This window comes from Allokutzneria multivorans, from assembly GCF_039537405.1.
GTDB lineage: Bacteria > Actinomycetota > Actinomycetes > Mycobacteriales > Pseudonocardiaceae > Allokutzneria > Allokutzneria multivorans.
The window spans coordinates 303,173-327,645 of the sequence record NZ_BAABAL010000009.1 but is presented as its reverse complement, the minus strand read 5'-3'; the positions used below and the strand labels follow the sequence as shown (position 1 = coordinate 327,645).

Sequence of the window (24,473 nt, the reverse complement as noted above, 5' to 3'; positions counted from 1 at the left end):
CTCCGTGCCGGGATGCGCGTCCGGCTGCGATGCACGGATCGCGGTCGAACCCGTTGCGGTGCAGGGCGGCGGGAGGCAGATCGTGCACCTCGACCTCGCCGCGACGGTCACCATCGGCGGGCGCGCCTCGCCGGGTGTCGATGTGGTGTTCGAGATCGGTTGGCCGTCCGGCGGGGGTGGAAGCCGTTACCTCGGTACGGCCAAGACCGGCGCGGACGGGGTGGCACGCCTGCACGCGGAGAACGCGGTCGGACCGTTGTCCGTGGCAGGCGAGAAGGCGAAGGAGTGGACCGAGTACACGGCTGAGCCGTCGATGGTCCAGGCATCGGACAAGGCCGCGAAAGCGGTGTGTGCGGGAAGGGCGAAGGCGGCGTTCCGGTACGAACCGTGATGGAACAAGGAAATGTCGGCTGAGTTCTGAGGCTGCCCGGACGGCGTTCAGGGCGGCGTTGGAACAGTGGACGACCGGCGCCGCCCACACTCACGCGAACCGAGCGCCCTCACGGGTGCAGACGCGGAATCAGGCGACTCGTGTGCAGGAATTGGACGCGGCCGGTGGCGGCGTCGTCAACAAGGCCGATCACCGTGTGCGCTCCCTCGTCCGGCACCACCGTGATCACGGCGTTCTCACCGAGCGCGACCACTTCCAGCGGTTCCGGTGGTGTCGACTGACCGGTGTGCATCACGATGCGCAGCCACGCGCGTCCGGCCTCGTCGACGTGCACGACGTTGTCGGCGAGGGCGGATCGGTACGTCCCGGTGATCCGGTCGGCATCCACGCGCAGCGGATTCGCTGGCGGAACGGGCAGGGCTGGCTGAACCACTCCGGCCAACTCGCGCAACAGGTGGCCGAACACCTTTTCGAACACGGGGAACACATCCCCGCCGTTGCTGAGCATCGCCACCGCGACCCCAGCTTCGGGAACAACGCGGAGAAACGCGCGCTGACCTGCCGTCCGCCCTGTGTGCCCGATTACCAGGGGACCGCCGTAGTCAGGCAAAGCCCACCCCAGACCCCAATGCCCCTTGAACAGCCCCAAGTCGGGAACCGCGACGTGGGGATGCCGCATCGCGTCGAAGTCGCGGCGCGCCAAGTGCATTTTCACGAATCCGAGCAGCTCGCGTGCGCTCATCGTCAGCAGGGCGCCCGCCGGGGCGTTCGAGGCCGTCAGCGACCACGTCCGCACCGGCTCGTTCCGGCCCCCCGGCGAGGCCCGGAAGTGGCCAACCGCAGGTAGTCGCACAATCGCTTCGCCAACCGACGTCGCGACATCGGACAGTCCCAACGGCGTGATCAGCCGGTCGCGCAGCACCGAGTTGAACGTCTGCCCCCGCAGCAACTCGACCAGGCGGCCGAGCACGACGTAACCGCTGTTGCAGTAGGAGAATCGTTCGCCTGGCGGGAACAACTGGCGGGCGTCGGCGAGTGTGGAAACGTACTTCTCCACAGCGTCGTCGTTGTTTCCGGTGTCGGTGAACAGGTCACCTTCGAATCCACCGGTGTGGCAGAGCAGGTGCCGGGTGGTCACGGTCTCACCGGCGACGTGGTCCGCGAGCCGGAAATCAGTGAGGTAGTGGCGGATCGGCAGGTCGAGATCGACCAGTCCTTCGTTGACCAGCTCCTGCACCAGCGTCGCCGTCCACACCTTGGTGATCGAGCCGATCTGGAACAGCGCCTCGGTGGTGACCGGAACGCCGGTCGCCGCGTTGAGCACGCCCGCTGCGGCGTCGACGACCCGATCATCCACCAGCACCGCGACCTGGGCGCCGACCACGTCGTGCCGCTCGACGAGCTGAGGCAGCACCTCAGTGATCCACTCGGCCGTTGCGCGCGCTCGGCTCACAGTTCCCCCCTGGCGGTCCACATCGCGACCGTAGACCACCCAGCCGTTCTGCCCTTCGGCTAGCTCGAAAGGATGCCGCGGATCGTCCAGAGCCCGCCGAGCACGATCGCTCCGATGATCGCGACGACGCCCGTGGCGGCGGAGTCGAGCATTCCGAGCACTCCGACCGTGGCGCCGAACAGGATGGTCAACAGCAGCAGGGCTTGCCCTGATCGCTTCTCGGTGATGTTCATGGCGGCAAAGCTAGGAACTCCCGGGGCCGCCCGGCACCACCCGCACGGGGACCGGCCGTGTCCACCGGACGGTGGACGCAGAAGGTACGCGACCAGGTCGATAGACAGCCCTGAGCTGCTCTGTCACGGTTTTCGGGTGAGCTCCTCCAACGACGCGTGGCTGAACTCGGCCGGCGGCTGGCACGTGGGTTTCGCCGTCATCGGCCTGCTGACCGCGGGCATGGCGTTCCCGCTGTCCCCGCCCGCGCACGAGATCGCGGCGATCTTCCTGCTGGTCGTGCTCAGCGGCTGGTACGCGGCGACCGGGGCGGAGGCGATCGGCGCTGGGATGATCAGGACTGGACCCGCCCGGCTCGGCGTGGTCTACCTCCTGGGGGCCGTCCCGCTCACCCTGCTGATCCTGTGGTTCTCCTCGGCCGGAGCGCTGGTGCTGTTCGTGCTCTACCCGCACATCTGGATGATGCTGCCGACCCGCTGGGCCGCGGCGAGCACGGTCACGACGGTCTGCGCGGTCGGCGCGATCATGGTCGTCCGCGAGGGCTTCACGCCGGGCGCGGTGCTGCTGGTCGCCGGGATCTCAGCGGTGTGCCTGCTGCTCGGCCTCGGGCTCGGCGCGTGGATCACCAGGATCATCCGGCAGAGCACCGAACGCGCGAGCACGCTCGCCGAGCTGGAGGCGACCAGGGCGGAGCTGGCCGAGGTCAGCCACGACGCCGGGGTGCTGGCCGAGCGTGAACGGCTCGCGCGCGAGATCCACGACACCCTCGCTCAGGGCTTCACCAGCATGGTGATGATGCTGCAAGCCCTGGAGCCGGAGATCGACACCGACCGCGCCGCCGCCCAGCGCAGGCGCGCCCTGCTGGAGGAGGTCGCGCGCGGCAACCTGGCCGAGGCCCGCTCGCTGGTGGCGCTGCTCACCCCGACCCACCTGGAGTCCGCGCCGCTGGCCGAGGCCGTGGAGCGGTTGGTCGTTCAAGTGGGCCGCGAACTCGGCATCAGCGCCACGATGCGGCTGCACGGCGAGCGGCGGCAGCTGGCCACCAACCACGAGGTCGTGCTGCTGCGCGGTACGCAGGAGGCGTTGGCCAACGTGCGCAAGCACTCCGGGGCCAGCTCGGTGGTGGTGGAGCTGGGCTACGAGCGCGACCGCGTCACGCTGGAGGTGCGCGACGACGGGAAGGGCTTCGACGGCACCGAGCACGACGGTTTCGGCCTCGCTGGAATGCGTGCACGGGTGGCGCAGGTCGGTGGCACGATGCAGCTGGCGGCGCCTTCCAGTGGCGGCGTGTCGTTGCTGGTCGATCTACCGACCGGAGGTGTCGCATGAGCGTGCGGGTGCTGCTGGCCGATGACCACCCCGTGGTGCGGGCGGGCCTGCGCGACATGCTCTCGGTCGATCCGGGCATCGAGGTCGTCGGCGAGTGCTCCGACGGCGCCGAGGCCACGCGCATGGCCGCTGAGCTGCGACCCGACCTGGTGCTGATGGACCTGCGGATGCCAGGGACCGACGGCGTGGTGGCCACCGCGAAGATCGTCGCGGCGGGCTCGGCGAAGGTCCTCGTGCTCACCACCTACGACAGCGACCGGGACATCCTGCGCGCGATCGAGGCGGGCGCGGCGGGCTACCTGCTCAAGGACACGCCGCGCGACCAGCTCGCCCAGGCGGTCGTCGCGGCCGCGCGCGGGGACACCGTGCTGGCGCCGCCGATCGCCGCGCGGCTGGTCACCCGGGTGCGCGAGCCCAGGACCCCCGCGCTGACCGCGCGCGAGGTCGAAGTGCTCGGCCTGGTGGCGAAGGGCCTGTCCAACCCGGACATCGCGGCCTCGCTGGGGATCGGCGAGGCGACGGTGAAGACGCACCTGCTGCGCTCCTACGAGAAGCTCGGCGTGCGCGACCGCACGTCGGCCGTCGTGACCGCGCTTGCCAAGGGCGTGCTTGTTTCGCCTGGGTGAACTGCGGGCGGAAAGCATTGGTGGAAGGCGGTTCCGGGCCTAGGTTCGGATCATGCACCTCTCCCCACGCGAGCAGGAGAAGCTGCTCGTTCACGTCGCGGCCGACCTGGCGCACCGCCGTCGCGCCAGGGGGCTGCGGCTGAACCACCCGGAGTCCGTCGCGGTGATCACCGCTTTCGTGCTGGAGAGCGCGCGCGACGGCCGCACGGTCGCGGAGCTGATGTCCTCGGGGCGCGAGGTGCTCGGCCGCGACGACGTGCAGGAGGGCGTGCCGGAGATGCTGCACTCCGTCCAGGTGGAGGCCACGTTCCCCGACGGCACGAAGCTCGTCACGATCCACGAGCCGATCCCGTGATCCCGGGCGAGATCCTCCCGGAGGACGGCGACATCGAGCTGAACGAGGGTCGCGCGCGCGTCACGCTCCGCGTGATCAACACCGGCGACCGGCCCGTGCAGGTCGGCTCGCACTACCACTTCTCCGAGGCCAACCCGGCGCTGTCCTTCGATCGTGAAGCCGCTTCGGGCACACGCCTGGACGTGCCCGCCGGGACCTCCGTGCGCTTCGAGCCCGGCATCGACCGCGAGGTCACCCTGGTCGAACTCGGCGGGCGCGGTGTGGTTCCGGGGCTGAGCTTGGGAAAGGGTGAGCGGTGAGCCGGATCAGCCGAGCCGACTACGCCAGGCGCTACGGGCCGACGACCGGGGACCGCGTGCGCCTCGCCGACACGAACCTGCTCATCGAGGTCACCGAGGACCTGTGCGGCGGTCCCGGGCGCGCGGGCGAAGAGGCGATCTTCGGCGGTGGCAAGGTGATCCGCGAGTCCATGGGCCAGGCCGCCATGACGCGGGCCGAGGGCGCGCCCGACCTGGTGATCACCGGCGCGGTCGTGCTCGATCACTGGGGCGTCGTCAAGGCCGACGTCGGCGTGCGGGACGGCCGGATCGTGGCGCTGGGCAAGGCGGGCAACCCCGACACGATGGACGGAGTGCACCCCGAGCTGGTGATCGGCCCGTCCACGGAGATCCTGTCCGGCAACGGCATGATCCTCACCGCGGGCGCGGTGGACGCGCACGTGCACCTCATTTGCCCGCAACAGATTCCCGAAGCTCTGGCCAGCGGTGTCACCACGATCGTCGGCGGCGGCACGGGTCCGGCGGACGGGACGCGCGCGACGACCGTGACGCCCGGCGCGTGGAACATCGAGCGGATGCTGGTCGCGCTCGACGACTTCCCGGTGAACGTGGCGTTGCTGGGCAAGGGGAACACCGTCTCCGAGGAGGCGATGTGGGAGCAGCTGCGCGCCGGTGCCAGCGGCTTCAAGCTGCACGAGGACTGGGGCACAACACCCGCGGCGATCGACGCGTGCCTGCGGGTGTGCGATGCCTCCGGCGTCCAGGTCGCGATCCACACGGACACGTTGAACGAGGCCGGTTTCCTCGAGTCCACTGTGGACGCCATCGCGGGCAGGGGCATCCACGCCTACCACACCGAGGGCGCGGGCGGAGGGCACGCGCCGGACGTGATCCGCATGGCCGGCGAGGCGCACGTGCTGCCGTCCTCGACCAATCCGACGCGGCCGTTCACGGTGAACACCCTGGACGAGCACCTGGACATGCTGATGGTGTGCCACCACCTCGATCCGGCCATTCCCGAGGACCTCGCCTTCGCGGAGTCCCGGATGCGGCCGAGCACCATGGCCGCCGAGGACGTGCTGCACGACCTCGGCGCGATCTCCATCATCAGCTCCGATTCGCAGGCGATGGGCCGCGTCGGCGAGACGATCATTCGCACCTGGCAGACCGCGCACGTCAACAAGGACCGCTTCGGCGCGCTCCCCGGCGACGGGCGGGCCGACAACAACCGCGCGCGCCGCTACGTCGCGAAGTACACGATCTGCCCGGCGGTGGCGCACGGCCTGGACGGAGAGGTGGGCTCGGTGGAGGTCGGCAAGCTCGCCGACCTGGTGCTGTGGGACCCGATGTTCTTCGGCGTCCGGCCGCACGTCGTGGTGAAGGGCGGCATGATCGCGTGGGCCGCGATGGGCGACCCCGGCGCTTCGATCCCGACGCCGCAACCCGTGCTGTCGCGACCGATGTGGGGCGCTTCGTCAGCGTCGGCCATTTCGCTGCACTTCGTCGCGCCCGTGGCCATGTCGTCGGAGATTCCCGTTAAGCGGCGGGTGGTTCCGGTGCGAGACACCAGGTCCTTGACGAAGGCCGATCTGCCCAACAACACCGCGCTTCCGCGCATCGACGTCGACCCCGACACGTTCACGGTGCACATCGACGGCTCGCTGGTGACCCCGGCGCCGCCCGTGTCGCTTCCGCTCGCACAACGGTATTTCCTGTTCTGATGGTGGGTTCGGGGCTGTTGCTGCTGGGCGATTCCCGTGTGCCCGCAGGCGGACACGTGCACTCCGGCGGCGTCGAAGCGGCGTGGCGAGCCGGTTCGGTCACGGATGTGGCTTCCCTGCGGTCTTGTCTCGTCGGAAGGCTCCATACGGCTGGCCGAGTTTGCGCCGCGTTCGCGGCTACGGCGGCTCGGATGACTCCTTCGTCTGATTGGGAGCTGCTCGACGAGGAGTTCGACGCGCGCACTCCGTCTGCGGCTCAGCGCGCGGCCTCGCGGCAGCAGGGGCGGGGGTTGTTGCGCGCGTACGCCGGTGCGGCGCCGTGGCTCGGAGCGCGGCCACACCAGCCCATCGCGTTCGGTTCGCTCGGCGCGCTCGGCGGGGCTACGCCGGAGGAGGTCGCCGTCGCCACCGCGCTCGCTTCCGTGACAGCTCCGGCCTCTGCTGCTCTGCGGCTGCTCGCGCTCGACCCGTTCGCCGTGCACCGCATGGTCGCCGGGCTCACATCCACTGTGGACAGTGTTGGCCTTGAGGCCGCGTCCGCCGGGCTGCCCGCCGACTGCGCTCCCCTGCTCGACATTCTCGCTGAGGCGCACCACCAAGCGGAAGGACAGCTCTTTGTCTCGTAACCACGGCGAAGGCCCCCACGACTTCGGCCACGACCCGCACGACCACGGCCACAGTCACCGTTTGGGCGCCAGCCCGCGCATCGGCATCGGCGGTCCCGTCGGCTCCGGCAAGACCGCGCTCGTCGCCGCGCTGTGCCGGACACTGCGCGAACGGCTCAGCATCGGCGTGGTGACCAACGACATCTACACCATCGAGGACGCGGAGTTCCTGCGCCGCAACGCCGTGCTGGCTGACGACCGGATCAGCGCCGTCAAGACCGGGTGTTGCCCGCACACCGCCATCCGCGACGACATCACCGCCAACCTCGACGCCATCGAGGACCTGGAGGAGCGGCACGGCGCCTTCGACCTCGTGCTCGTCGAGAGCGGCGGCGACAACCTCACCGCCACCTTCAGCAAGGGCCTGGTGGACCGGCAGATCTTCGTCGTCGACGTGGCCGGTGGCGACAAGGTCCCGCGCAAGGGCGGCCCCGGCGTCACCCTCGCCGACCTCCTCGTCATCAACAAGACCGACCTCGCGTCGTTGGTGGGCGCCGACCTCTCCGTCATGGCCCGCGACGCCGAGGCCGTCCGTCGCGGCCTCCCCGTCCTGTTCACCTCCCTGCCCGAGGACCCCGCCGCTTCCAAGGTCGCCGACTGGGTGCTCCAGCAGCTCGCCGAGCTTTCGTGAAGGCTCACGCCCGGTTGGTCGTCGCTCGACGGGATTCGCGCAGTGTCGTCACGGAGATGCACTCCGCTCCCCCGTTGACGTTGCGCCGCACTGGCTTCTCTGGTCCAACCGCTGAGGTGCACGTCGTCGGCACAGCCGCTGGTCCGCTCGGCGGGGATTCACTTCGCTTGGACGTGTCGGTGGTGGACGGCGCTTCTCTGTCGCTTCGTTCCACCGGGGCGCAGATCGCACTTCGCGGTTCGTCTACTGTCCATTTTGGACTGTCCGTGGACGGGTCGGCCGTCGTTCGACAGGAGCCGACCGTGCTTGCTCGGGGATGCTTGGTGCACAACCATTCCGTGGCTTCGTTGACTGCGGACTCCCGGTTGGTGTGGCAGGACATCGTGGTGTTGGGTCGGCACGGCGAGGAGCCCGGGAAGATGGTGCAGCACTGGGATGTCCAGCGGGCGGGTCGCCCCGTGCTGCGGACCACGACGTCGTTGCTCGAGCCGTCGCTGTACCGGTCTCCGGCGGTGGTGGGGACTGCTTCGGTTCTGGGTACGGGATTGGTTGTGGCGCCCGGTCTTTCGGTGTCGCCCTTCGCTCGGGATGGGGCCGCCGTGCACGCGTTGCGCGGGGCGGCGTTGGTGACCGTGCTTGGCGTGGACGCGGTTTCGGTTGGCTCGGTGTTGGATTCGCTGGTTGGCTCCGTGGCTGGTTCCAGCGTGGGGTCGGCTTGACCTGGGGCCCCTTGCGCGCAATGCCACTAGCTTAAGCGTTCTCGCTGGTCAGACACTTAAGGAAGGCCTGGATCAGCGTAGAAGCCGCCGTCTTCGACTGTCTACTTAGGACGTACGACGGTAGGTGGCTTTCAAAACGCCAGGTGACCCGCGCTCGGTCGAGCCACTTCAAGGCCGAACCGCCGAGTCCAAGGACCCCCTTGCAGCACCCGAGCAGCGAAAACAGCCCTTAAGTCAGCGGCATTGCCCTTGTGCGTGCCGACATGGGCCGGACGGGCACGGGATGAATCCCGGCCACGCTGACAAGCGTATGGCACGCGCACCCCAGGTAAAGCCGACCCAGTTTCGCTGACGGCTGAAAGTTGGTCTTTTCCCTTGGCCTGCAACGGATTTGACGCTATTGGAGGAGTTGCTAAAATTAGGGGTAGCCAACGGGCGAGGGGGTGAATCATGTTGGATATCATGGCAGTGAAGTCTCTTTTGGTAGATCATCTCGAATCACACGACGTCTACACGTTGTCGGAGAAGGAGCATCTCGCGTTCCTGGTCGAGTTGGAGACCATCACCAACCTGGTGACCGCAGCGAAGATCGACGCCGCCGAGTATGCGGAGGATCGTGGTCTGCACACCGCGCAAGGGTGCAGGAACCTCGCGACACTGTTGCGGTCACATCTGAAGATTTCTCCGGCGGAAGCGAAGCGACGCTCGCTGCTCGTAGAAGACCTCCCCGGCGTACCTTCCACGAAGGACGCCCTGTACGCAGGCGAGATCAGTGGGGATCACGCCGCCGTCATCGCCAATGTCATCAAAAACATTCCCGCTGATGCGGCCGACGAAGCCGAAGAGATCCTGCTTGAGTACGCGCCTGAGTTGACCTCGCGCGAGTTGGCGCAAGCAGGTAAACGGGTCCGGTCGCACTTCGATCAGGCGGGTGCCTTCGCGGACGAGCAGAAGGCCGTGGAAGCACGGTCGTTCCGGATGGGCAAGGATCAGCACGGATCGTTGTTCTTCACCGGATGCCTGCCGCCGATCGAAGGCGCGATCTTCGAAGAAGCCCTGCACGCCGTATCCAAACCTCGCCCCACCAACGGAGAGCAAGACCCGCGCACGGTCGAACAGCGCTACGCCGACGGACTCTGCGAGTTGGTCGCGGTCGCGATGGCCACCCATGATCTTCCGGCCAGTGGCGGGGTGCGGCCGCAGATGGTCGTCACGATGAGGTTGGATTATCTGGAGGAGAAGCTTCGCTCGGGGTACACCGACTGGGACGGCGAAGCCACCGCATCCCTGATCCGGCAACTCGCTTGCGACGCTGAACTGATCCCGGTGGTGTTGAACGGGGAGAGCGTCCCCCTGGACTATGGGCGCTCCGCTCGGACCGCGCCTGCTCCTCTGCGGAGGGCGTTGGCGGTGCGGGACAAGGGATGCGCGTTCCCTGGATGTGATCGGCCACCGGCGTGGACGGAAGCCCATCACGTGTTGCACTGGGTAGAACACCGAGGCCCGACCGACTTGAACAACATGACGTTGTTGTGCTCGCACCACCATCACGTGATCCACCAGGAGGATTGGAAGATCGTCTTCGGGGAGGACGGGCGACCCGACTTCATTCCGCCGACGTGGGTGGATGCGGAGCAGAAACCGATGCGCAACATCCGGGTTGACCCACGACTCGCCGCATGACCGAGAAGGGAGGGCGTGTTCGACATGCGCACGACACGGACAGCGAATGACAGCGCGCCCAGCGGCACCCCGCACGAACCAGGAACGACACCGGCACGCATTACAGGACAGGACACAACGCGCGCGACCGGCACCGAGCAGAACCGAACGCCATGCACACCGAAGTGGCTGGAACGCGAGCCGCACAACGGAACCGAGGCTTTACCTGGGGTGCGCGTGCCATACGCTCGCCCGCGTGGGCCGGTGATCCTTCACCGTGCCCGCCCGGCCCACTCCGGCACGCGCAAGGGGCCCCAGGTCAAGCCGGACCCGCGCTGGAACTCAGATCTTGGTGAGCAGTGCCTTGAGCTTCTCGACGATCGTCCACGCGCCCTTGTCGCACACGGGCTGGTGTGCGACGTAGTAGCCGATGATGGTTTTCCATTCCGCCGCATAGCGTTCGGCGACGAACTTGTCGATGGCGGCGCGAGAGTCCACGGCACACGGGTCGGGGAACTTGTACAGCTCGTGCCAGGCGGCGTTGACGAACTTCTTGATGGGATCGGGCATCTTCTTGGCCTGCTTGGCGATGATGTCGGTACCCGCGAGCACGAACCGCACACCCTTCTTCTGGGCACACGCGGCATCGAAACTCGTGCCGACAGCCTTGATGGCGGCGGTGATGTCGCCCTTGGGCACGGGAGCCGGAGGAGCCGCCGAAGCGGACGGGGCGGCTAGGAGGAGTGCGACCGGAACGCAGAACGCTGCGATGATGGGACGCTTCATGCAGGCGACAGTATGCACGCGCGCGACAACCGGCAGGGCACGGCCGGGGCTGTTCGATCGAATGAGTGATCAGCCGAAGGTGTTCAGCGCGGCCCGCGCCTCGGCCAGCAGCACGCGGTTGCCCAGCTCCTCGGCGTGCGCCAGAGCCAACTCCAGGTGTTCACGAGCCAGCGACAGCTCACCCAGCTGGTGCCGGATCTTGCCGAGGCCGATGTGCGCCAAGCCCATCGCCCAACGGTCACCACCGCGAGCGGCGTTGTCGAGAGCGCGGAGCTGGAAGCTGAGCGCTTCCTCGTGTTCGCCGAGCCTGCGGTGCAGCGCGCCGAGCGAACTCACGGCGAGGCCCCATGACCAGCGGTCACCGATGCGTTCGCTCAACTCCAGTGCCTGCTGGAAACGGGAACGGGCGCGGTCGTCATCGCCGTCCTCTACATCGATCAAGCCGAGGTTGGTCAGCGCCAAGCTCCGCGACCACAGGTCACCGGTGGCCTCGCTGACGGTCAGCGCGCGGTCGAGTTCCTTGCGCGCCAACGAGATCTCGCCGAGCTGGCGGTACGCGCTGCCGAGACCGAGGATCGACGGCGCGCGGCCGGACTCGATGCCGAACTTCTCGTACAGCTCGTCGGAGCGCAGGAAATGACGCAGCGCCTCCTCGTGCTCGCCCTGCCAGTCGTGCACCAAGCCGAGTCGACCGCGCGTCCTGGCCTCGTAACGTTCGTTGCCGGTGGCGAGATCGCGATCGAGGGCCTCACGCAACTACGCGATCGCCTGCTCGTTGTTGCCGAGACGCCAGTTGAGGACGCCGAGGTTCTTCAACACCTCCGCGCGGGCGTCGAGATCACCGAGCCGGTCGGCGGCCGCGAGCGCGACCTCGTGCGTGCGCTGCCAGTCCTGGTGGTAAGCCCGAGCGAGGAAGAACTGCCACAGCACAAGGGAAATCCGCCACGCGTGCTCATCGGAGCAGTGCTCGATCACCGCGACCAGGTTGACCCGCTCAGCCTCCAACCAACGCAACGACGCCTCAGTCGCTGCGGCGAGGTAGTAGTCCCACAGCCGCACCGAAGCCTCACTCAGCGCGGCCGGATCTTCCTCCGCGGCAGCCGTTGCGGCGGCGTGCCCGCGAAGCAGGTCATGCAGCCGGTAGCGACCGGGCTCCCGCTGCTGCACGAGGTGAACGTCCACAAGGGACTCAAGCACGTCCTCCGCGTCCAGCGGCTCGATCCCGGCGAGAGCTGCGGCAGCGTCCGCGTCGATGTCGGCGCCGGGGTGCAGGCCGAGCAGGCGGAACATGCGCTGCTGCGGCTCATCGAGGTGCTGGTGGGACAACGCGAAAACCGCGTTCAGCTCGGACAGCCCGCGGGTGCGCCTGCGGAGTCGCTTGTTCAGGTGCTCAACTGTCCACACTGGACGGTCACGGAGCCGGGCGGCGGCGATCCTGATGGCCAGCGGGAGAAACCCGCACAGGCGCACGCACTCGCCGACGGACGCGTCGTCGCCCCGATCCGCACCGGCGATGCGCCGGAACAGTCCGACGGCCTCGTCCTCGCGCAGCACGTCCAGAGCGAGCGCGCTCACGCCGTCCAGCTCCGACAACCGCCTACGACTGGTGATCAACGTCAGGCAGCCAGGATGCCCGGGGAGCAGTGAGCGCACGTGCGCGGCGTCGGTGGCGTTGTCCAGCACGAGCAGCACTCGGCGGCCCGCGAGCGTCGACCGCCACAGCGCGGCGCGCTGCTCGACGGTCGGCGGGATGCGCTCCCCCGGCACGTCGACCGCGCGCAACAGCGTCTCCAGGGCGGCGTCCGGGCTCAGCGGTGGATGTCCCGGCGTGTGCGCGTGCAGGTCGACGAAGAACTGGCCGTCGGGGTAGCTCGGCGCGAGCCGGTGTGCGCACCGCACGACGAGCGAGGTCTTGCCGACTCCGCCCATGCCGTCGATCGCGTGCACGTCCGACGCCGAGACGGCGGCCAGCAGCGCGTCCAGCTCGGCGTCGCGACCGGTGAAGTCGCCGATGTCCCTGGGCAGTTCGTTGCGGGGCCGCCAGCCGGGCTGCTCGGCCGGAGCCGCGGCCTCGGCCACCTCCCACAGGCCGCGCAGCCGCGCCAGATCCCTGCGGGTGGCACCGCACGCGGCGGCCAGCTGACTCACCAGGCGGAAGTCCGGCGGGAGCACCGTTCCGGCGCAGTAGCGGTGCAGGGTCGACCGGCTCGTCCCGGTGCGGTGCGCGAGGGCGGCGAAGCTGCGCCCCGACCGCTCCTTCAGCCCGCGCAGCGCGGCGGCGAACTCGGCGAGCGCCTCGGTTGCTCCCACCGCCCCATCATCGCGCACACGGCGAAGGTCTCAGTCGCGGCCACTTCCGATGTCCGGACTTCGATGCTTATGCTCCGAATGTGATCCAAACAATCGCGGCGGCCCTGTCGCTCTTATTTTTCTACGTCTTTCCGCCAGCGCCCACGGACTGGCTGTCGGTCGGTTCCGGAACCACCTCCGGAGTCAGCGGTTCGGCACTCACCGCGAGCGGTCAGCTACTGATCGTGCGCGACAACAAGAAATCCGGCGAGAACCGCGCCGCGCTCGTCACTTTTCCCGGCGCGAAGGTGACGCCGCTGAAGTGGAAGGGCGCGGTGCTGGACGACCTGGAGTCGCTCGCCGCGGTCCCCGGGCGGCCGGGCGAGTTCGTCGCGCTGGCCAGCTACGGCAAGGGCGCCCGGATCTCCTTGCACGACAAGGAAGTTCGCGTTCTCAGCGAGTTCACCCTGCCCAAGGGCGTCGACGGCGACAACTACGAGGGCTTCGCACTGGCGGTGCTCGGCGGGCGCACCGTCGCGACGTGGGCCGATCGGGGACAGGACGCGCGAGCGGGCAGGCTCATCGCCGCCGAGGTGGACCTGGCGCGGATGACTTTCGGCCCGACCACCTCGCTCACCGTTCGGGCGAACTACCCGGAAAAGGACGTCCGCCACATTTCGGATATCGCGATCACGCATTCCGGAGAAATCCTCGCGTCCTCGGCTTCCGATCCCGGCGACCAGGGCCCGTTCACCTCCGCCCTTTATCGCGCCGCACGCGTGTCGATCACCAACGGCCGCGTCGCGCTGACACCGATCGCCGGACAGCCGGAGATCGCCCGCCACCTCGGTCACAAGATCGAGGCGATCACCTGCGCGACCCTCACCTGCGACCGCCACGTCCTCGGCACCGACGACGAGTCCGCGGGCGGCTCGGTCAAGTTCGACTGACCCCGCGTCCCGTCCCACCCACGATCTCCGCACCTTCGCCGCAGGTCGGAGACCGTTGTCGTCCCACGCCGTCCCAGCACCCTGGCCGGGCCACCGCACGCGGTGCAGGCTTGCGACGCCTGGGGGAAACGCCGGTGGGACCCCTCATCCCAAGGGGTCCCACCGCCGCACTGCCGCCCACCCACCGCTTGAGCCCTGAATGACTCATTCAGGTACTTGAGCGCCCTCAATGAGTCATTCAGGGAGTTCAACGCGCCAAAGGAGCCGTTGGCGAGCGCGGGGTGATCGTGGGGCGGAGCGCGAGAGAACCTGGCCCACGCTCGACGTGCTCGACGATCAGGCTGGTGTCGCCCTCGTCGATGCGGCGCTGGTCGTCGTCGATCGCGGCCACGTACTCCGGGTTGGCGGCCATCAGCGCGACGGCGAACCATCGCTGGACGACATCGTCGACGCGGCCCAGGTCGAAGTCGTCGTCCGCCTCGGCCATCGCGATGTGGAACTCCGCCTCGAAGTCGGCGAGCCGGTCGCGGTCGTAGGTGGCCAGGGCGGCGCGGACGGCGACGGCGCTGCACTCGAAGGTCACGCGGGGCCGGTACAGCGGCCGGTCAGCGGAGTCGTCGACGACGAGGCCGGGAATGGCTGGCGAGGTCATCTCGCGATTGTGCGCCGCTGCTCGGTCGGCACCGCGCCCCGATCGCGGAACGGACTCGGGGAAATGCCGGTGTTCAGGGGAGTTCGGTCAGTTCGACGGCGGTGGTGAGGACGGTGATGAGCTGCCGCGCGGTGTCCTGGTCGAGCACCATGACGGTGCCGAGCGAGGTGGTCAGCAGGACCTGGCGGCCACGGACCCGCACGTCGAGGGCCGCCGAGCGTCGGGGACGCCGGGGTCCGTCGGTCGAGTCCATCCCACCCCCGTTCCGCCCAAGAGACTCCGCCTGAGCGTGCGTACCGTGGATCGTCCGTTAGTGCAAAGGGGTCCTCGTCACCCCGATCCGGTGAGGACGGCGTCATCGGGTGATCCGCGCGGTGTCTCCCCGGCGGAGGTGACGCACATGTCCGCGTCCGATGGCCGGTGGGAGCTCCGCCGTGTCTGACCTGATCGCCCCCTTCCTCATGACCGTCCTCGCCCTCCTCTTCCTCGCAGCGTGGGACAGCACGCCCTGGCGGCACCTGCGGGCCCGTCGCCGCAGCCGCAGGGTGGTGCGCGAGATCCGCTCCGGCTGCCCGTTCGCCCGGTTGGTCGTACGCGGGGGCGGCGGCAGGCACCGCGCCCGTCCCGTTCGAGGTCTTCCGCTGTCCACAATGGACTTGAATCGGTCGACCGGACGCATCGAGGTGGTCCGCCACCACCGCGACCGCCGCCGGAGTGTGGGGTTGAAACACATGGGCTGAGATCCACATCACCCCTACCGTCGGGGCAGGACACGGTCGGGGAGGCGCCATGGCGGGCAGGTCCAACACGCTGAGGGTGGTCGGCGCCAGCCTCGCCGGCACCACGGTGGAGTGGTACGACTTCTACATCTACGGCACGGCCGCGGCGCTGGTGTTCAACAAGCTGTTCTTCCCGGCCTCGGACCCGCTGGTCGGCACGCTGCTGGCGTTCGTGACCTATGCGATCGGTTTCCTGGCGCGGCCGCTGGGCGGGCTGGTGTTCGGCCACTACGGCGACCGGCTCGGGCGGAAGAAGCTGCTGGTGGCGAGCCTGCTGCTGATGGGTGTGGCGACCTTCGCGATGGGGCTGCTGCCGACCTACGCCTCGATCGGGATCGGCGCGCCGATCCTGTTGACGCTGCTGCGCCTGGTGCAGGGCTTCGCGGTGGGCGGCGAGTGGGGCGGGGCGGTGCTGATCGTCTCCGAGCACGGCTCGGACGAGCACCGGGGCTTCTGGGCGTCCTGGCCGCAGGCGGGCGTTCCGGGCGGCAACATCCTGGCCTCGGCGGCGATGGCGGTCCTCTCCGCGACGCAGAGCAACGAGGACTTCCTGTCGTGGGGCTGGCGGGTGCCGTTCCTGTTCTCCGGCGTGCTGGTGCTGATCGGCATGTGGATCAGGCTCTCCATCTCCGAGTCGCCGGTCTTCGTCGAAGCCGCCGAGCAGGCCAAGGGCACCGACGAGCGCCCTCCGGTGTCGGTGGTGTTCACCCGCTACCGCAAGGAAATCCTGATCACGATGGGCGCGCGTTTCGCGGAGAACGCGGGCTACTACCTGATCACCGCGTTCGTTCTGGTGTACGTGGAGCAGCACCTGGGGCTCGACCGGGGCGTCGCGCTGAACGCGGTCCTGATCGCCTCGCTGGTGCACTTCGTGGTGATCCCGTTGTGGGGAGCGCTGTCGGACCGCGTGGGCAGGCGCCCGGTCTACCTGCTCGGAGCGGCGGGCACGGGCGTGTGGGCGTTCGGCTTCTTCGCGCTGCTGGACCTGCGCTCCTTCGGCGCGATCACGCTCGCGGTGACGATCGGCCTGATCTTCCACGGCGCGATGTACGGGCCGCAGGCCGCCTACTTCGCGGAGATGTTCGGCACCAGGGTCCGCTACTCCGGCTCCTCGATCGGCTACCAGCTGGCGTCGATCTTCGCGGGCTCGTTGGCGCCGATCATCGCGACGGCGCTGCTCGCGGCCTACGGCGGCTGGTTCGCGATCGCGCTCTACCTGGCGGGGATGTCGGTGATCTCGATCGTCGCGGTCGCGCTCTCCCCCGAGACCCGGCACCGCGACCTGCGCGCCGACCCCGGCCAGGTCCCCGCTGCCCCATAGTTGGGGTGTGACGGTGGTCGAGCGGTTGGTGGCCGTCGCCGCCGCGGGCGGCGGAGCGGGCGGTCTCGCGGAGGTGGTCGCGGGCTGGCTCGGCGGCACCGTGGTGATCACCGACGCGGCGGGCCGGGAGCTGGCGCGCGCGGGGAGCAGGCGCGGCGGTCAGGTGCTCAAGGTCGCGGCCGTCGCGCACGGGCGGCGGGTCGGCGAGCTCGGCCGCACCGGGCCGGAGCTCGACGGCGAAGGTCGGCGGAACCTGGACGTGGCCGCCTCGGTGATCGCGCTCGACCTGCTGATCCGCGAGTGCGCCTTCGCCGCCGAGGAGCGCGAGCGCGGTCAGCTGCTCTCCGACCTGCTGACCGGACGTCCTGCGAAGCACGAGCGCGCGCGGCGGTTCGGCGTCGACCTCGACGCGCCGAGCTCCGTCGTGGTGCTCGCCGGTCCTGCCGGGCTCGCGTCCGCCGCGGCGCACTTCGCGAGCGCGCACGGAGGCCTCTCCGTCGAGCACGAGGACCACGTGGTGCTGCTGCTCCCCGGGTGCGACGCGGCCGACCACGCGGAGCGCAGCGCGCGCGGGCTCGGCGCGGAGCTGCGCAAGCCCGTGACGGCAGGAGCGGCTTCGGGCGAGGTGCGGGCCGCGCACGCGGAGGCGGCGCGCTGCCTGACCGCGCTGCTGGCGCTGGGCGGAGCCGGGCGCGGCGCGAGCGCGGAGCAGCTGGGCTTCGTCGGCTTGGTGCTCGGTGACCAGCCGGAGCCGAAGGCGTTCGTCCGGGCGACGATCGGGGCGCTGCTGGACCACGACGCGCGGCGCGGAACGAGCCTGGTGCCGACGTTGCGCGCGTACTTCGCGGCGGGGCGCAGTCCGACCAGGGCGAAGGACCTGCTCAACGTGCACGTCAACACGGTCGCGCAGCGGTTGGAGCGGATCTCCGCGCTGCTCGGGCCGGGCTGGCAGGAGCCGGAGCGCGCGCTGGAAACCGAACTCGCGTTGCGGCTGCTCGACCTGATCCGAATGTGAACATCTGTGTAAGTGTGAAAAAATCTATTACCCCGCTAATGGACCTGTCTTGGCGACTTTGCCGAATTTAGGATGAGGAATAGCCGTATCCGCAGGTCAGACCAGACGAGCCGAAGCGCCGGCCGGGGTGGTGCGATGCTCCAGGAAAGAACACGAGCGCGTCCGGAAAACGGACAGCTGTGTACGTTACCCACTGGTACCTCTAGGCTGCGGGGCGTGGTGACCCGGCGCGACAACGACGGGGCGAGCGGCTGGCTGCCCAGCGGGGCGGACTGTCGCTACGCGGTGGTCCTCGCGGTACTGGTGCTGTGCGGCTCGACGCTCATCGGCGAGCTGCTCGACGACGCACGTCCGCCCGACGCGTGGGGCTTCGCGCTCGCGCTGATCAGCTCGGCGGCCCTGGCCTGGCGGCGCAGGGCCCCCTTGGCCGCGCTCGCCGTGACGGTGGTGGCGGTCGGCGTCTACACGCTGCTGGGCAACCCCTACGGCCCGATCCACCTGTGCATGGTGCTGGCGATGTTCGAGGTGGCGCTGCGCCGCCCGGCCGCGACCTCGGGCCTGGCCTGCGGTGCCGCCGCGGCGGGCGGGGTGGCCTTCGCGCTGCCCCGGCTGATGGTCGACTTCCGGCAGCCCGCGCTGATCGTGATCGCGTGGACTGGCTGGTTCGTCGTCCCCTGGCTGCTGGGCAGGCTCGCCCAGGTCAGGCAGGCCGCGTCAGACAGGATGCGGCACGCGCTGATGGCCAAGGCCGCGCTGGAGGAGCGGATGCGGATCGCCCGCGAGGTGCACGACGTCGCCGGGCACGGGTTCGCGGTGGTGGCCATGCAGGCCGGGGCCGCGCAGGTGGCGCTGGACGCGCGACCGGACCAGACCAAAGCGGCCCTGGAAGCGATCCGGCTGACCAGCACGCAGGCCCTGGCCGAGCTGCGGTCGGCGCTGGACACGATCCACGCCAGGGACACCGACTGCCCCGCGGCCACCGGGCTTCGCGGACTGCCCGCGCTCATGTCGAGGGTTCGCGCCGGCGGGATGCTCGTGGAGCAGGAGGTCAACCTCAGCGCGGGAGAACTGCCCGAGGACATCGACGCGGCGGTCTACCGCGTGGTGCAGGAGTCGCTGACCAACGTGCTCCGGCACGCGGGCCCGACCAGCGCGAAGGTGCGCGTCTGCCGCGAGGCCGACGAGATCGTTGTCGAGGTCGCCGACCGGGGCCGGGGTGCCGTGCAGCGCGCCAAGCCGCCGGGGCGCGGGCTCACCGGCATGCGCGCCAGGGTCGAGGACGCGGGCGGGAGCTTCCTGGCCGGACCGCGCGTCGGCGGTGGCTTCGAGGTCCGCGCCCGCTTCCCCTGCCGGGTCTAGCGCTTGTAGAGACGGGTCTCCGAGCCGCACACGTCCTTGCCGTCGTCCATCTTGCGGCAGACGCGGAACCGGATGCCCTCGGGCCCGGCGATGCTGGTCATGTGCATGTTCTTCGGACCGGCGGTGGCCCTGTTGTAGGTCGGGCCGACGAAGTACTTCCAGTCCGTGTCGGGAAGGTTGTCGTAGACGACCTTCCACTGCACGCCGGTGCGGCCGTGGCCGTCCTTGGGATCGGCGGTGAGGGTCAGCTCGAAGGGCCACTTGCTGTGCGGACCCGCCGGCCCGTCCTGCCTCGGCTTCCAGACGATCTTGCCCCAGCCGTAGCCGTCCCTGCTCTCGAACTTGGCGACGGTCTCGGCGAGCGCGGGGGTGGCGGAGCCGAGGACGAGGACGGCCGCGAGCGCGGCCGAGGTGGCGGCGCGGCGGCGGTTGGCGGTGGTCATGCCCGGTATCAGACCCCCGCTCGCGAACCGGTTTCCAGCGTTTCGGCGAGAACCCCGACAATAAGCTTGACTAGGTCAACTATATTGTTGACGTGGTCAATGATTCGCTGGTCTCCTCGGTCCGCGCGTTCTCGCGCTTCTACACCAACTCCGTCGGCGCGCTGCGCTATGACGCGTTCTCGCTGACCGAGGCGCGCGTGCTGTTCGAGCTGGCGCAGTGCGAGTCGGCGGAGGTCGCCGACCTGCGCAAGGAGCTGGACGTGGACGCCGGGTACCTGAGCAGGCTGCTGAACCGCTTCGACGCCGACGGGCTCACGGTCCGCGCGAAGTCCACTGTGGACGCTCGACGGCAGGTGATCAGCTTGACGGACAAGGGAAGGGCGACGCAGCGCGAGCTGGACGACGTCGCCTCGGAGCAGGTGGCGGGGCTGCTGGACGGGCTCAGCGAGCAGGAGCGGGGCGAGGTCGTCAGCGCGATGAACACGATCCGGCGACTGCTCGGCGGCGAGGCGAAGGACCGCGCGCTGGTGCTGCGGCCGACGCGGGTCGGCGACTACGGCTGGGTGGTGCAGCGGCACGGCGAGCTGTACGCGCGGGAGTACGGGTGGGACGCGACCTTCGAGTCACTGGTGGCGCGGATCGTGGCGGACTTCGTCGACGAGCAGGACCCCGCGCGCGAGGCCGGGTGGATCGCCGAGGTCGACGGCGAGCGCGTGGGCTGCGTGTTCTGCATGAAGCAGGACGACGAGACGGCCAAGCTGCGGATCTTGCTGGTGGAGCCGAGCGCGCGCGGCATGGGCGTCGGCGCGCGGCTGGTGGAGGAGTGCGAGCGCTTCGCCAGAGCGGCCGGGTACAAGCGGATCACCTTGTGGACCAACGACATCCTGAGCGCGGCGCGGCGGATCTACCAGCGTGCGGGCTACGAGCTGGTGGACGAGCAGGCGCATCGCAGCTTCGGCGCCGAGCTGAACGGGCAGACCTGGGTGAAGGACCTCTAGGCGCCCACGGACACGCACAGGAAAGCGCTCTCACCCGTTCTGCCCTGTCGCGGGACCGCCCCGGCCGTCATTGTTGTGACTCCCAACAATCCCGCCGCCGAACGGGAGGTGTTCGGATGAGAGCGCGTGTGGCGGTGGCCATCGCGACGGCGGGTCTGATGCTGACATCGATGGTGACTGCGTCGGCGCAGCAGGTCGTCTACCTGGACAAGGGCGCGACGGTGCAGGACCGCGTCAGCGACCTGATGGCGCGGATGAAGCTGGCGGACAAGCTCGGCCAGATGGTGCAGACCGAGCGCAAGGCGGTGCAACCGGCCGATCTGACCACGCACCGGATCGGCTCGCTGCTCTCCGGCGGCGGCTCGGCCCCCGCGCCCAACACGGCGGCGAGCTGGGCCGACATGTACGACAACTTCCAGCGGGCCGCGCTGGCGACACCGCTGCGCATCCCGATGATCTACGGCGTCGACGCGGTGCACGGGCACAACAACGTGCATGGCGCGACGATCTTCCCGCACAACATCGGACTCGGTGCCGCTCGCGATCCGGAGCTGGTGCAGCGCATCGGCAAGGCCACCGCCGAGGAGGTCTCCGGCACGGGCATCGACTGGAACTTCGCGCCGTGCCTGTGCGTGGCCCGCAACGACCGCTGGGGCCGCACCTACGAGTCCTTCGGCGAGGAGGCCGAGCTGGCCACCGCGATGACGACGCTGGTCACCGGGCTCCAGGGCAGCGCGCTCAACGCACCGGGCTCGGTGCTGGCGACGGCGAAGCACTGGGTGGGCGACGGTGGCACCACGAACGGCACCGATCAGGGCAACACGGAGGTGTCCGAAGCGGAGCTGCGCTCGCGGCACATCACGCCGTTCCGCGAGGCGATCCGGCGCGGCGTGGGCTCGGTGATGATCTCTTACAGCAGCTGGAACGGCGTGAAGCTGCACGCGCACAAGTACCTGGTGAACGACGTGCTCAAGGCGGAGCTGGGCTTCTCCGGCATCGTGATCTCCGACTGGGACGCCATCGACAAGATCGACGGCCAGCCGGGCTTCACCCCGGAGGAGGTGCGCGCCTCGGTCAACGCGGGCATCGACATGATCATGGTGTCGGCGGAGTGGCGGCGGTTCCTGGACCTGCTGCGCGCCGAGGTGGAGTCCGGGCGCGTGCCGATGGCGCGGATCGACGACGCCAATCGCCGCGTCCTGACGAAGAAGTTCGAGCTGGGCCTGTTCGAGAAGCCGTTCACCGACCGCTCCTACACCTCGACCGTGGGCAGTCCGGCACACCGCGCCCTGGCTCGCGAGGCCGTGCGCGAGTCGCAGGTGCTGTTGAAGAACGCCAACGGTGTGCTGCCGTTGCCCAAGACCGCGGACAAGCTCTTCGTCGCGGGCAAGAGCGCTTCGGACATCGGAAACCAGTCCGGTGGCTGGACCATCGAGTGGCAGGGCAAGAGCGGCGCGATCACGCCTGGAACCACTGTCCTGCAAGGAATTCAGCAAGCCGTGCAGGGAACGGCTGTGACCTACAACCGCAACGGTGACGGCATCAACGACACGTACAAGGCTGCCATCGCGGTCGTCGGCGAGACCCCGTACGCGGAGTACAACGGCGACCGGCCCGGCGGGCTCGGCTTGGACGCCGAGGACCTGGCGACTCTTGCGAAGCTCAAGGCCTCCGGAGTGCCCGTGGTCGTGGTGCTGGTTTCGGGCCGCCCCATGGACATCGCGGCGCAACTGCCCGACTGGTCCGCGTTGGTCGCGGCGTGGCTGCCCGGCACCGAGGGCGCTGGTGTCGCGGACGTGCTCTTCGGTGATCACCCGGCGTCCGGCAAGCTCCCGGTGAGCTGGATGCGGTCGGTCTCGCAGCAGCCGATCAACAACGGTGACGGCAAGTCCGCACTGTTCGGCTACGGGCACGGCGAGTCGTTCCCGGCGACGCAGGACGCCTACCAGGTGATCGGCGCGGCCTACTACGACGAGCAGCGCGGAACCGGGGTGCAGCGGTGCACCGACGGCGGCTGCGGCCAGAACGTCGGGTGGATCGCGAACGGCGACCACCTGGGCTACGCCGACGTGGACTTCGGCTCCACGCCCGCCACCCGCGTGACGACGCGCTTCGCTTCGGGCGCAACGGCTGGTGGTTCTCTGGAGTACCGCCTGGACTCGCCGAGCGGCCCCGTCGTGGCAACGCAGGCGATCACTCCGACCGGTGGCTGGCAGACGTGGGCCAGCGCCACCACCACCGTCACCGGCGCGAGCGGCAAGCATCGCCTGTACGTGGTGGCCCGAGGCGGAAGCTCCGACTTCACCAACCTCAACTGGTTCCAGTTCTCCCGCTGAGGCCGTAGTCGCTTCTCCCGTTTCGTACTCCTAGCGGCTTCGGGGAGCGCTCTCCTGCCCGCTAGGAGTACGAAACGGATACCCCCGCTGGGCCAGGTCGCATGCGGCGCGGCTTCGGGTTCGCCGGTCTTCAAGTCCTACGAACCCCCGTCTCAGCGGTCCTTAACCGCCGCAAACCCTCATCGGGCGCCGGGTTTGCGGTGGTTGACGATGATCGACAGGGGGGTTGGGGGGTCTTGAAGACTGGCGAACCCCGAGGACTCCGCTAGCGGAGCACCGCGACCGTCACGTCGACGGGGGCCACGCCCATGGAGAGCGGGGCGATCTTCGTGAACGCGCCACGCGTCAGGTTCACGCAGCGGTCGCCCTGAGCCGCGAAGCGGTCGTTGACGCGGACCTCGACGGACAGGCCGGTGCGCTTGTTGGTGACCTTGAGCAAGGTGTCGAAGGGAAGGCTCGCGTGGGCGGCGGTCATCGCGGCCGGGTCGAGCACTTCGCCGCTCGCGGTGTAGACCGGCGTGGTCGCCTCGGGGTTGCCGTACCAGGTGGCAACGCACTGCTTGGGCGGCTCCTCCGAGGCGAAGGCAACCGCAGGAGCAGCGAGGCCGAGCACGAGCACTGCCGCGACGAAAAGGGCGCGCACCAAAGGACTCCTCGGTAGAAGGGCTTGATCAACTGTAGGCGAACGCGCCCCGGTCGAGCACGACGGCGCCCGAGGAGTCGGCCGTGCGGAACGCCACTTCACCCGGTCCAGTTCGCCACGCCGACACCACCAGCTCGGCGCCCGGCACGACCGGCAGCGAGAACCGCCCGAACATCCGCCGCACCCGCGCGGCCTGGCAGAACTCACGGATGAGCAACCGGCACGTGATGCCGTAGGTGCACAGCCCGTGCAGGATCGGTCGCTCGAAGCCGCCGCGCGCCGCGAACTCGGGGTCCACGTGCAGCGGGTTGTGGTCGCCGGTGAGCCGGTAGAGCAGCGCCTGGTTGGCCGAAGTGGTGTAGCGCAGGGAAACGTCGGGCGGCCGGGCGGGCGGCTCCCACGAGGTGGACGGCCCGCGCTCGCCACCGAAGCCGCCCTCTCCGCGCACGAACACCGACGAAGATGTTGACATCAAAGGCTTACCAGCCTCATCGGCGGCGTCCCACCGGCTGGCGACGAGCGCGCCGGAGCCCTTGTCGAACACGTCGGTCACCGTGCGCAGCACCGACACCGAGCCGCTTGCCGGAAGGGGTTGGTGCAGAACGATCTCTTGTTCTCCGTGCAGGAGAAGGGCCGGGTCGTAGTCGCCGAGCCGCTCGTCGAAGGCGCCGAACTGGGCGAGCACGACGCCGAAGCTCGGCAGCGCCTCCTGGCCGGTGCTCCACGCCAGCTCGTCCTGCCCTGCGCCGACCGCAAGCGCGTAGAGGGCGCTGTCCTCGCGCGTCCACTCGTGGCGCCAAGGCCCCGCGACCTGCCCGACGAGGCTCTGGAAGATCGCCAC

Annotated in this window: 27 protein-coding genes and 1 pseudogene; 18 read left to right on the top strand and 10 right to left on the bottom strand. The window is 69.3% G+C overall.

Features of this window, described 5'->3' with window-relative positions:
- The first annotated feature begins 82 nt into the window (after positions 1–82).
- The gene (locus ABD798_RS16495) at positions 83–391 is read left to right on the top strand and encodes a hypothetical protein (RefSeq protein ID WP_344875607.1); all 309 of its coding nucleotides are present in this window, start codon (positions 83–85) and stop codon (positions 389–391) included.
- 109 nt (positions 392–500) lie between these two features.
- On the opposite strand, the gene ABD798_RS16490 is transcribed toward ABD798_RS16495, so the two are convergent.
- On the bottom strand, positions 501–1,844 hold the full coding sequence (locus ABD798_RS16490; RefSeq protein ID WP_344875605.1) for a serine hydrolase domain-containing protein: 1,344 nt from the start codon (positions 1,842–1,844) through the stop codon (positions 501–503).
- A gap of 59 nt (positions 1,845–1,903) precedes the next feature.
- Positions 1,904–2,077 (bottom strand): hypothetical protein, encoded by a 174-nt coding sequence (locus ABD798_RS16485; RefSeq protein WP_344875603.1) that lies wholly within the window; start codon positions 2,075–2,077, stop codon positions 1,904–1,906.
- Positions 2,078–2,213: 136 nt separating this feature from the next.
- On the opposite strand from ABD798_RS16485, the gene ABD798_RS16480 reads away from it, so the two are divergent.
- The 9 genes from ABD798_RS16480 (at position 2,214) to ABD798_RS16445 (ending at position 10,082) form a co-directional block, all read left to right on the top strand.
- The gene (locus ABD798_RS16480) at positions 2,214–3,404 is read left to right on the top strand and encodes a sensor histidine kinase (RefSeq protein WP_344875601.1); all 1,191 of its coding nucleotides are present in this window, start codon (positions 2,214–2,216) and stop codon (positions 3,402–3,404) included.
- Complete coding sequence (locus tag ABD798_RS16475; protein WP_344875599.1) at positions 3,401–4,030, top strand: response regulator; 630 nt, start codon at positions 3,401–3,403, stop codon at positions 4,028–4,030. The genes ABD798_RS16480 and ABD798_RS16475 overlap by 4 nt, the downstream gene beginning before the upstream one ends.
- 52 nt (positions 4,031–4,082) lie before the next feature.
- Positions 4,083–4,385: an urease subunit gamma gene (locus ABD798_RS16470; RefSeq protein ID WP_344875596.1), complete on the top strand. Its 303-nt coding sequence runs from the start codon at positions 4,083–4,085 to the stop codon at positions 4,383–4,385.
- Positions 4,382–4,684 carry an urease subunit beta gene (locus ABD798_RS16465; protein WP_344875594.1) on the top strand — a complete coding sequence of 101 codons (303 nt, stop codon included), beginning with the start codon at positions 4,382–4,384 and terminating at the stop codon, positions 4,682–4,684. Before ABD798_RS16470 ends, ABD798_RS16465 begins: the two co-directional genes overlap by 4 nt.
- Positions 4,681–6,384, top strand: a complete 1,704-nt coding sequence (locus ABD798_RS16460; RefSeq protein WP_344875592.1) for an urease subunit alpha — start codon at positions 4,681–4,683, stop codon at positions 6,382–6,384. The genes ABD798_RS16465 and ABD798_RS16460 overlap by 4 nt, the downstream gene beginning before the upstream one ends.
- Entirely contained in the window at positions 6,384–7,010 is a 627-nt protein-coding gene (locus ABD798_RS16455; RefSeq protein WP_344875590.1) for an urease accessory protein UreF, read from the top strand. Before ABD798_RS16460 ends, ABD798_RS16455 begins: the two co-directional genes overlap by 1 nt.
- Positions 7,000–7,680, top strand: coding sequence for an urease accessory protein UreG (ureG, locus tag ABD798_RS16450; protein ID WP_344875588.1), 681 nt, complete (start codon positions 7,000–7,002; stop codon positions 7,678–7,680). Before ABD798_RS16455 ends, ureG begins: the two co-directional genes overlap by 11 nt.
- A gap of 56 nt (positions 7,681–7,736) precedes the next feature.
- A complete protein-coding gene (locus ABD798_RS37210; protein WP_425549226.1) occupies positions 7,737–8,399 on the top strand; it encodes an urease accessory protein UreD in 663 nt (220 codons plus the stop codon).
- Positions 8,400–8,849: 450 nt separating this feature from the next.
- Entirely contained in the window at positions 8,850–10,082 is a 1,233-nt protein-coding gene (locus tag ABD798_RS16445; protein ID WP_344875586.1) for an HNH endonuclease signature motif containing protein, read from the top strand.
- Between the two features lie 321 nt (positions 10,083–10,403).
- On the opposite strand, the gene ABD798_RS16440 is transcribed toward ABD798_RS16445, so the two are convergent.
- The 3 genes from ABD798_RS16440 to ABD798_RS16430 all read right to left on the bottom strand — a co-directional run bounded on the left by ABD798_RS16440 (position 10,404) and on the right by ABD798_RS16430 (position 13,157).
- On the bottom strand, positions 10,404–10,847 hold the full coding sequence (locus ABD798_RS16440) for a hypothetical protein (protein WP_344875584.1): 444 nt from the start codon (positions 10,845–10,847) through the stop codon (positions 10,404–10,406).
- Positions 10,848–10,916: 69 nt separating this feature from the next.
- Complete coding sequence (locus tag ABD798_RS16435) at positions 10,917–11,603, bottom strand: tetratricopeptide repeat protein (protein ID WP_344875582.1); 687 nt, start codon at positions 11,601–11,603, stop codon at positions 10,917–10,919.
- Positions 11,604–13,157: an ATP-binding protein gene (locus tag ABD798_RS16430; RefSeq protein WP_344875580.1), complete on the bottom strand. Its 1,554-nt coding sequence runs from the start codon at positions 13,155–13,157 to the stop codon at positions 11,604–11,606.
- An 80-nt stretch (positions 13,158–13,237) separates the two neighbouring features.
- Here ABD798_RS16430 and ABD798_RS16425 point away from each other — a divergent pair, with 80 nt between their 5' ends.
- Entirely contained in the window at positions 13,238–14,086 is an 849-nt protein-coding gene (locus ABD798_RS16425; protein WP_344875578.1) for a hypothetical protein, read from the top strand.
- Positions 14,087–14,333: 247 nt separating this feature from the next.
- On the opposite strand, the gene ABD798_RS16420 is transcribed toward ABD798_RS16425, so the two are convergent.
- Positions 14,334–14,738, bottom strand: coding sequence for a DUF6247 family protein (locus tag ABD798_RS16420; protein WP_344875576.1), 405 nt, complete (start codon positions 14,736–14,738; stop codon positions 14,334–14,336).
- Positions 14,739–14,811: 73 nt separating this feature from the next.
- Entirely contained in the window at positions 14,812–14,991 is a 180-nt protein-coding gene (locus tag ABD798_RS16415) for a hypothetical protein (RefSeq protein WP_086820483.1), read from the bottom strand.
- 181 nt (positions 14,992–15,172) lie between these two features.
- Between ABD798_RS16415 and ABD798_RS16410 the strand changes: the two genes are divergently transcribed.
- From ABD798_RS16410 to ABD798_RS16395, 4 genes are all read left to right on the top strand, one after another.
- Entirely contained in the window at positions 15,173–15,478 is a 306-nt protein-coding gene (locus tag ABD798_RS16410; protein ID WP_344875574.1) for a hypothetical protein, read from the top strand.
- 49 nt (positions 15,479–15,527) lie between these two features.
- Positions 15,528–16,838: an MFS transporter gene (locus tag ABD798_RS16405; protein ID WP_344875572.1), complete on the top strand. Its 1,311-nt coding sequence runs from the start codon at positions 15,528–15,530 to the stop codon at positions 16,836–16,838.
- A 7-nt stretch (positions 16,839–16,845) separates the two neighbouring features.
- Complete coding sequence (locus tag ABD798_RS16400; protein WP_344875570.1) at positions 16,846–17,853, top strand: PucR family transcriptional regulator; 1,008 nt, start codon at positions 16,846–16,848, stop codon at positions 17,851–17,853.
- Positions 17,854–18,069: 216 nt separating this feature from the next.
- Entirely contained in the window at positions 18,070–19,212 is a 1,143-nt protein-coding gene (locus ABD798_RS16395) for a sensor histidine kinase (RefSeq protein WP_344875568.1), read from the top strand.
- Here the strand turns inward: ABD798_RS16395 and ABD798_RS16390 are convergent.
- Positions 19,209–19,655: a hypothetical protein gene (locus tag ABD798_RS16390; protein ID WP_344875566.1), complete on the bottom strand. Its 447-nt coding sequence runs from the start codon at positions 19,653–19,655 to the stop codon at positions 19,209–19,211. The genes ABD798_RS16395 and ABD798_RS16390 overlap by 4 nt on opposite strands.
- Before the next feature lie 92 nt (positions 19,656–19,747).
- On the opposite strand from ABD798_RS16390, the gene ABD798_RS16385 reads away from it, so the two are divergent.
- The 3 genes and pseudogenes from ABD798_RS16385 (at position 19,748) to ABD798_RS16375 (ending at position 22,989) form a co-directional block, all read left to right on the top strand.
- Positions 19,748–20,653 (top strand): bifunctional helix-turn-helix transcriptional regulator/GNAT family N-acetyltransferase, encoded by a 906-nt coding sequence (locus ABD798_RS16385; RefSeq protein ID WP_344875564.1) that lies wholly within the window; start codon positions 19,748–19,750, stop codon positions 20,651–20,653.
- 170 nt (positions 20,654–20,823) lie between these two features.
- Positions 20,824–22,569: pseudogene (locus ABD798_RS16380) on the top strand (glycoside hydrolase family 3 protein); the annotation flags it as partial.
- A gap of 33 nt (positions 22,570–22,602) precedes the next feature.
- Positions 22,603–22,989 carry a carbohydrate-binding protein gene (locus tag ABD798_RS16375; RefSeq protein ID WP_344875783.1) on the top strand — a complete coding sequence of 129 codons (387 nt, stop codon included), beginning with the start codon at positions 22,603–22,605 and terminating at the stop codon, positions 22,987–22,989.
- Between the two features lie 265 nt (positions 22,990–23,254).
- Here the strand turns inward: ABD798_RS16375 and ABD798_RS16370 are convergent, their stop codons facing one another.
- Together ABD798_RS16370 and ABD798_RS16365 are read right to left on the bottom strand one after the other, a co-directional pair.
- Positions 23,255–23,632 carry a septal ring lytic transglycosylase RlpA family protein gene (locus tag ABD798_RS16370; protein WP_344875562.1) on the bottom strand — a complete coding sequence of 126 codons (378 nt, stop codon included), beginning with the start codon at positions 23,630–23,632 and terminating at the stop codon, positions 23,255–23,257.
- Positions 23,633–23,660: 28 nt separating this feature from the next.
- On the bottom strand, positions 23,661–24,473 hold the full coding sequence (locus ABD798_RS16365) for a MaoC/PaaZ C-terminal domain-containing protein (RefSeq protein ID WP_344875560.1): 813 nt from the start codon (positions 24,471–24,473) through the stop codon (positions 23,661–23,663).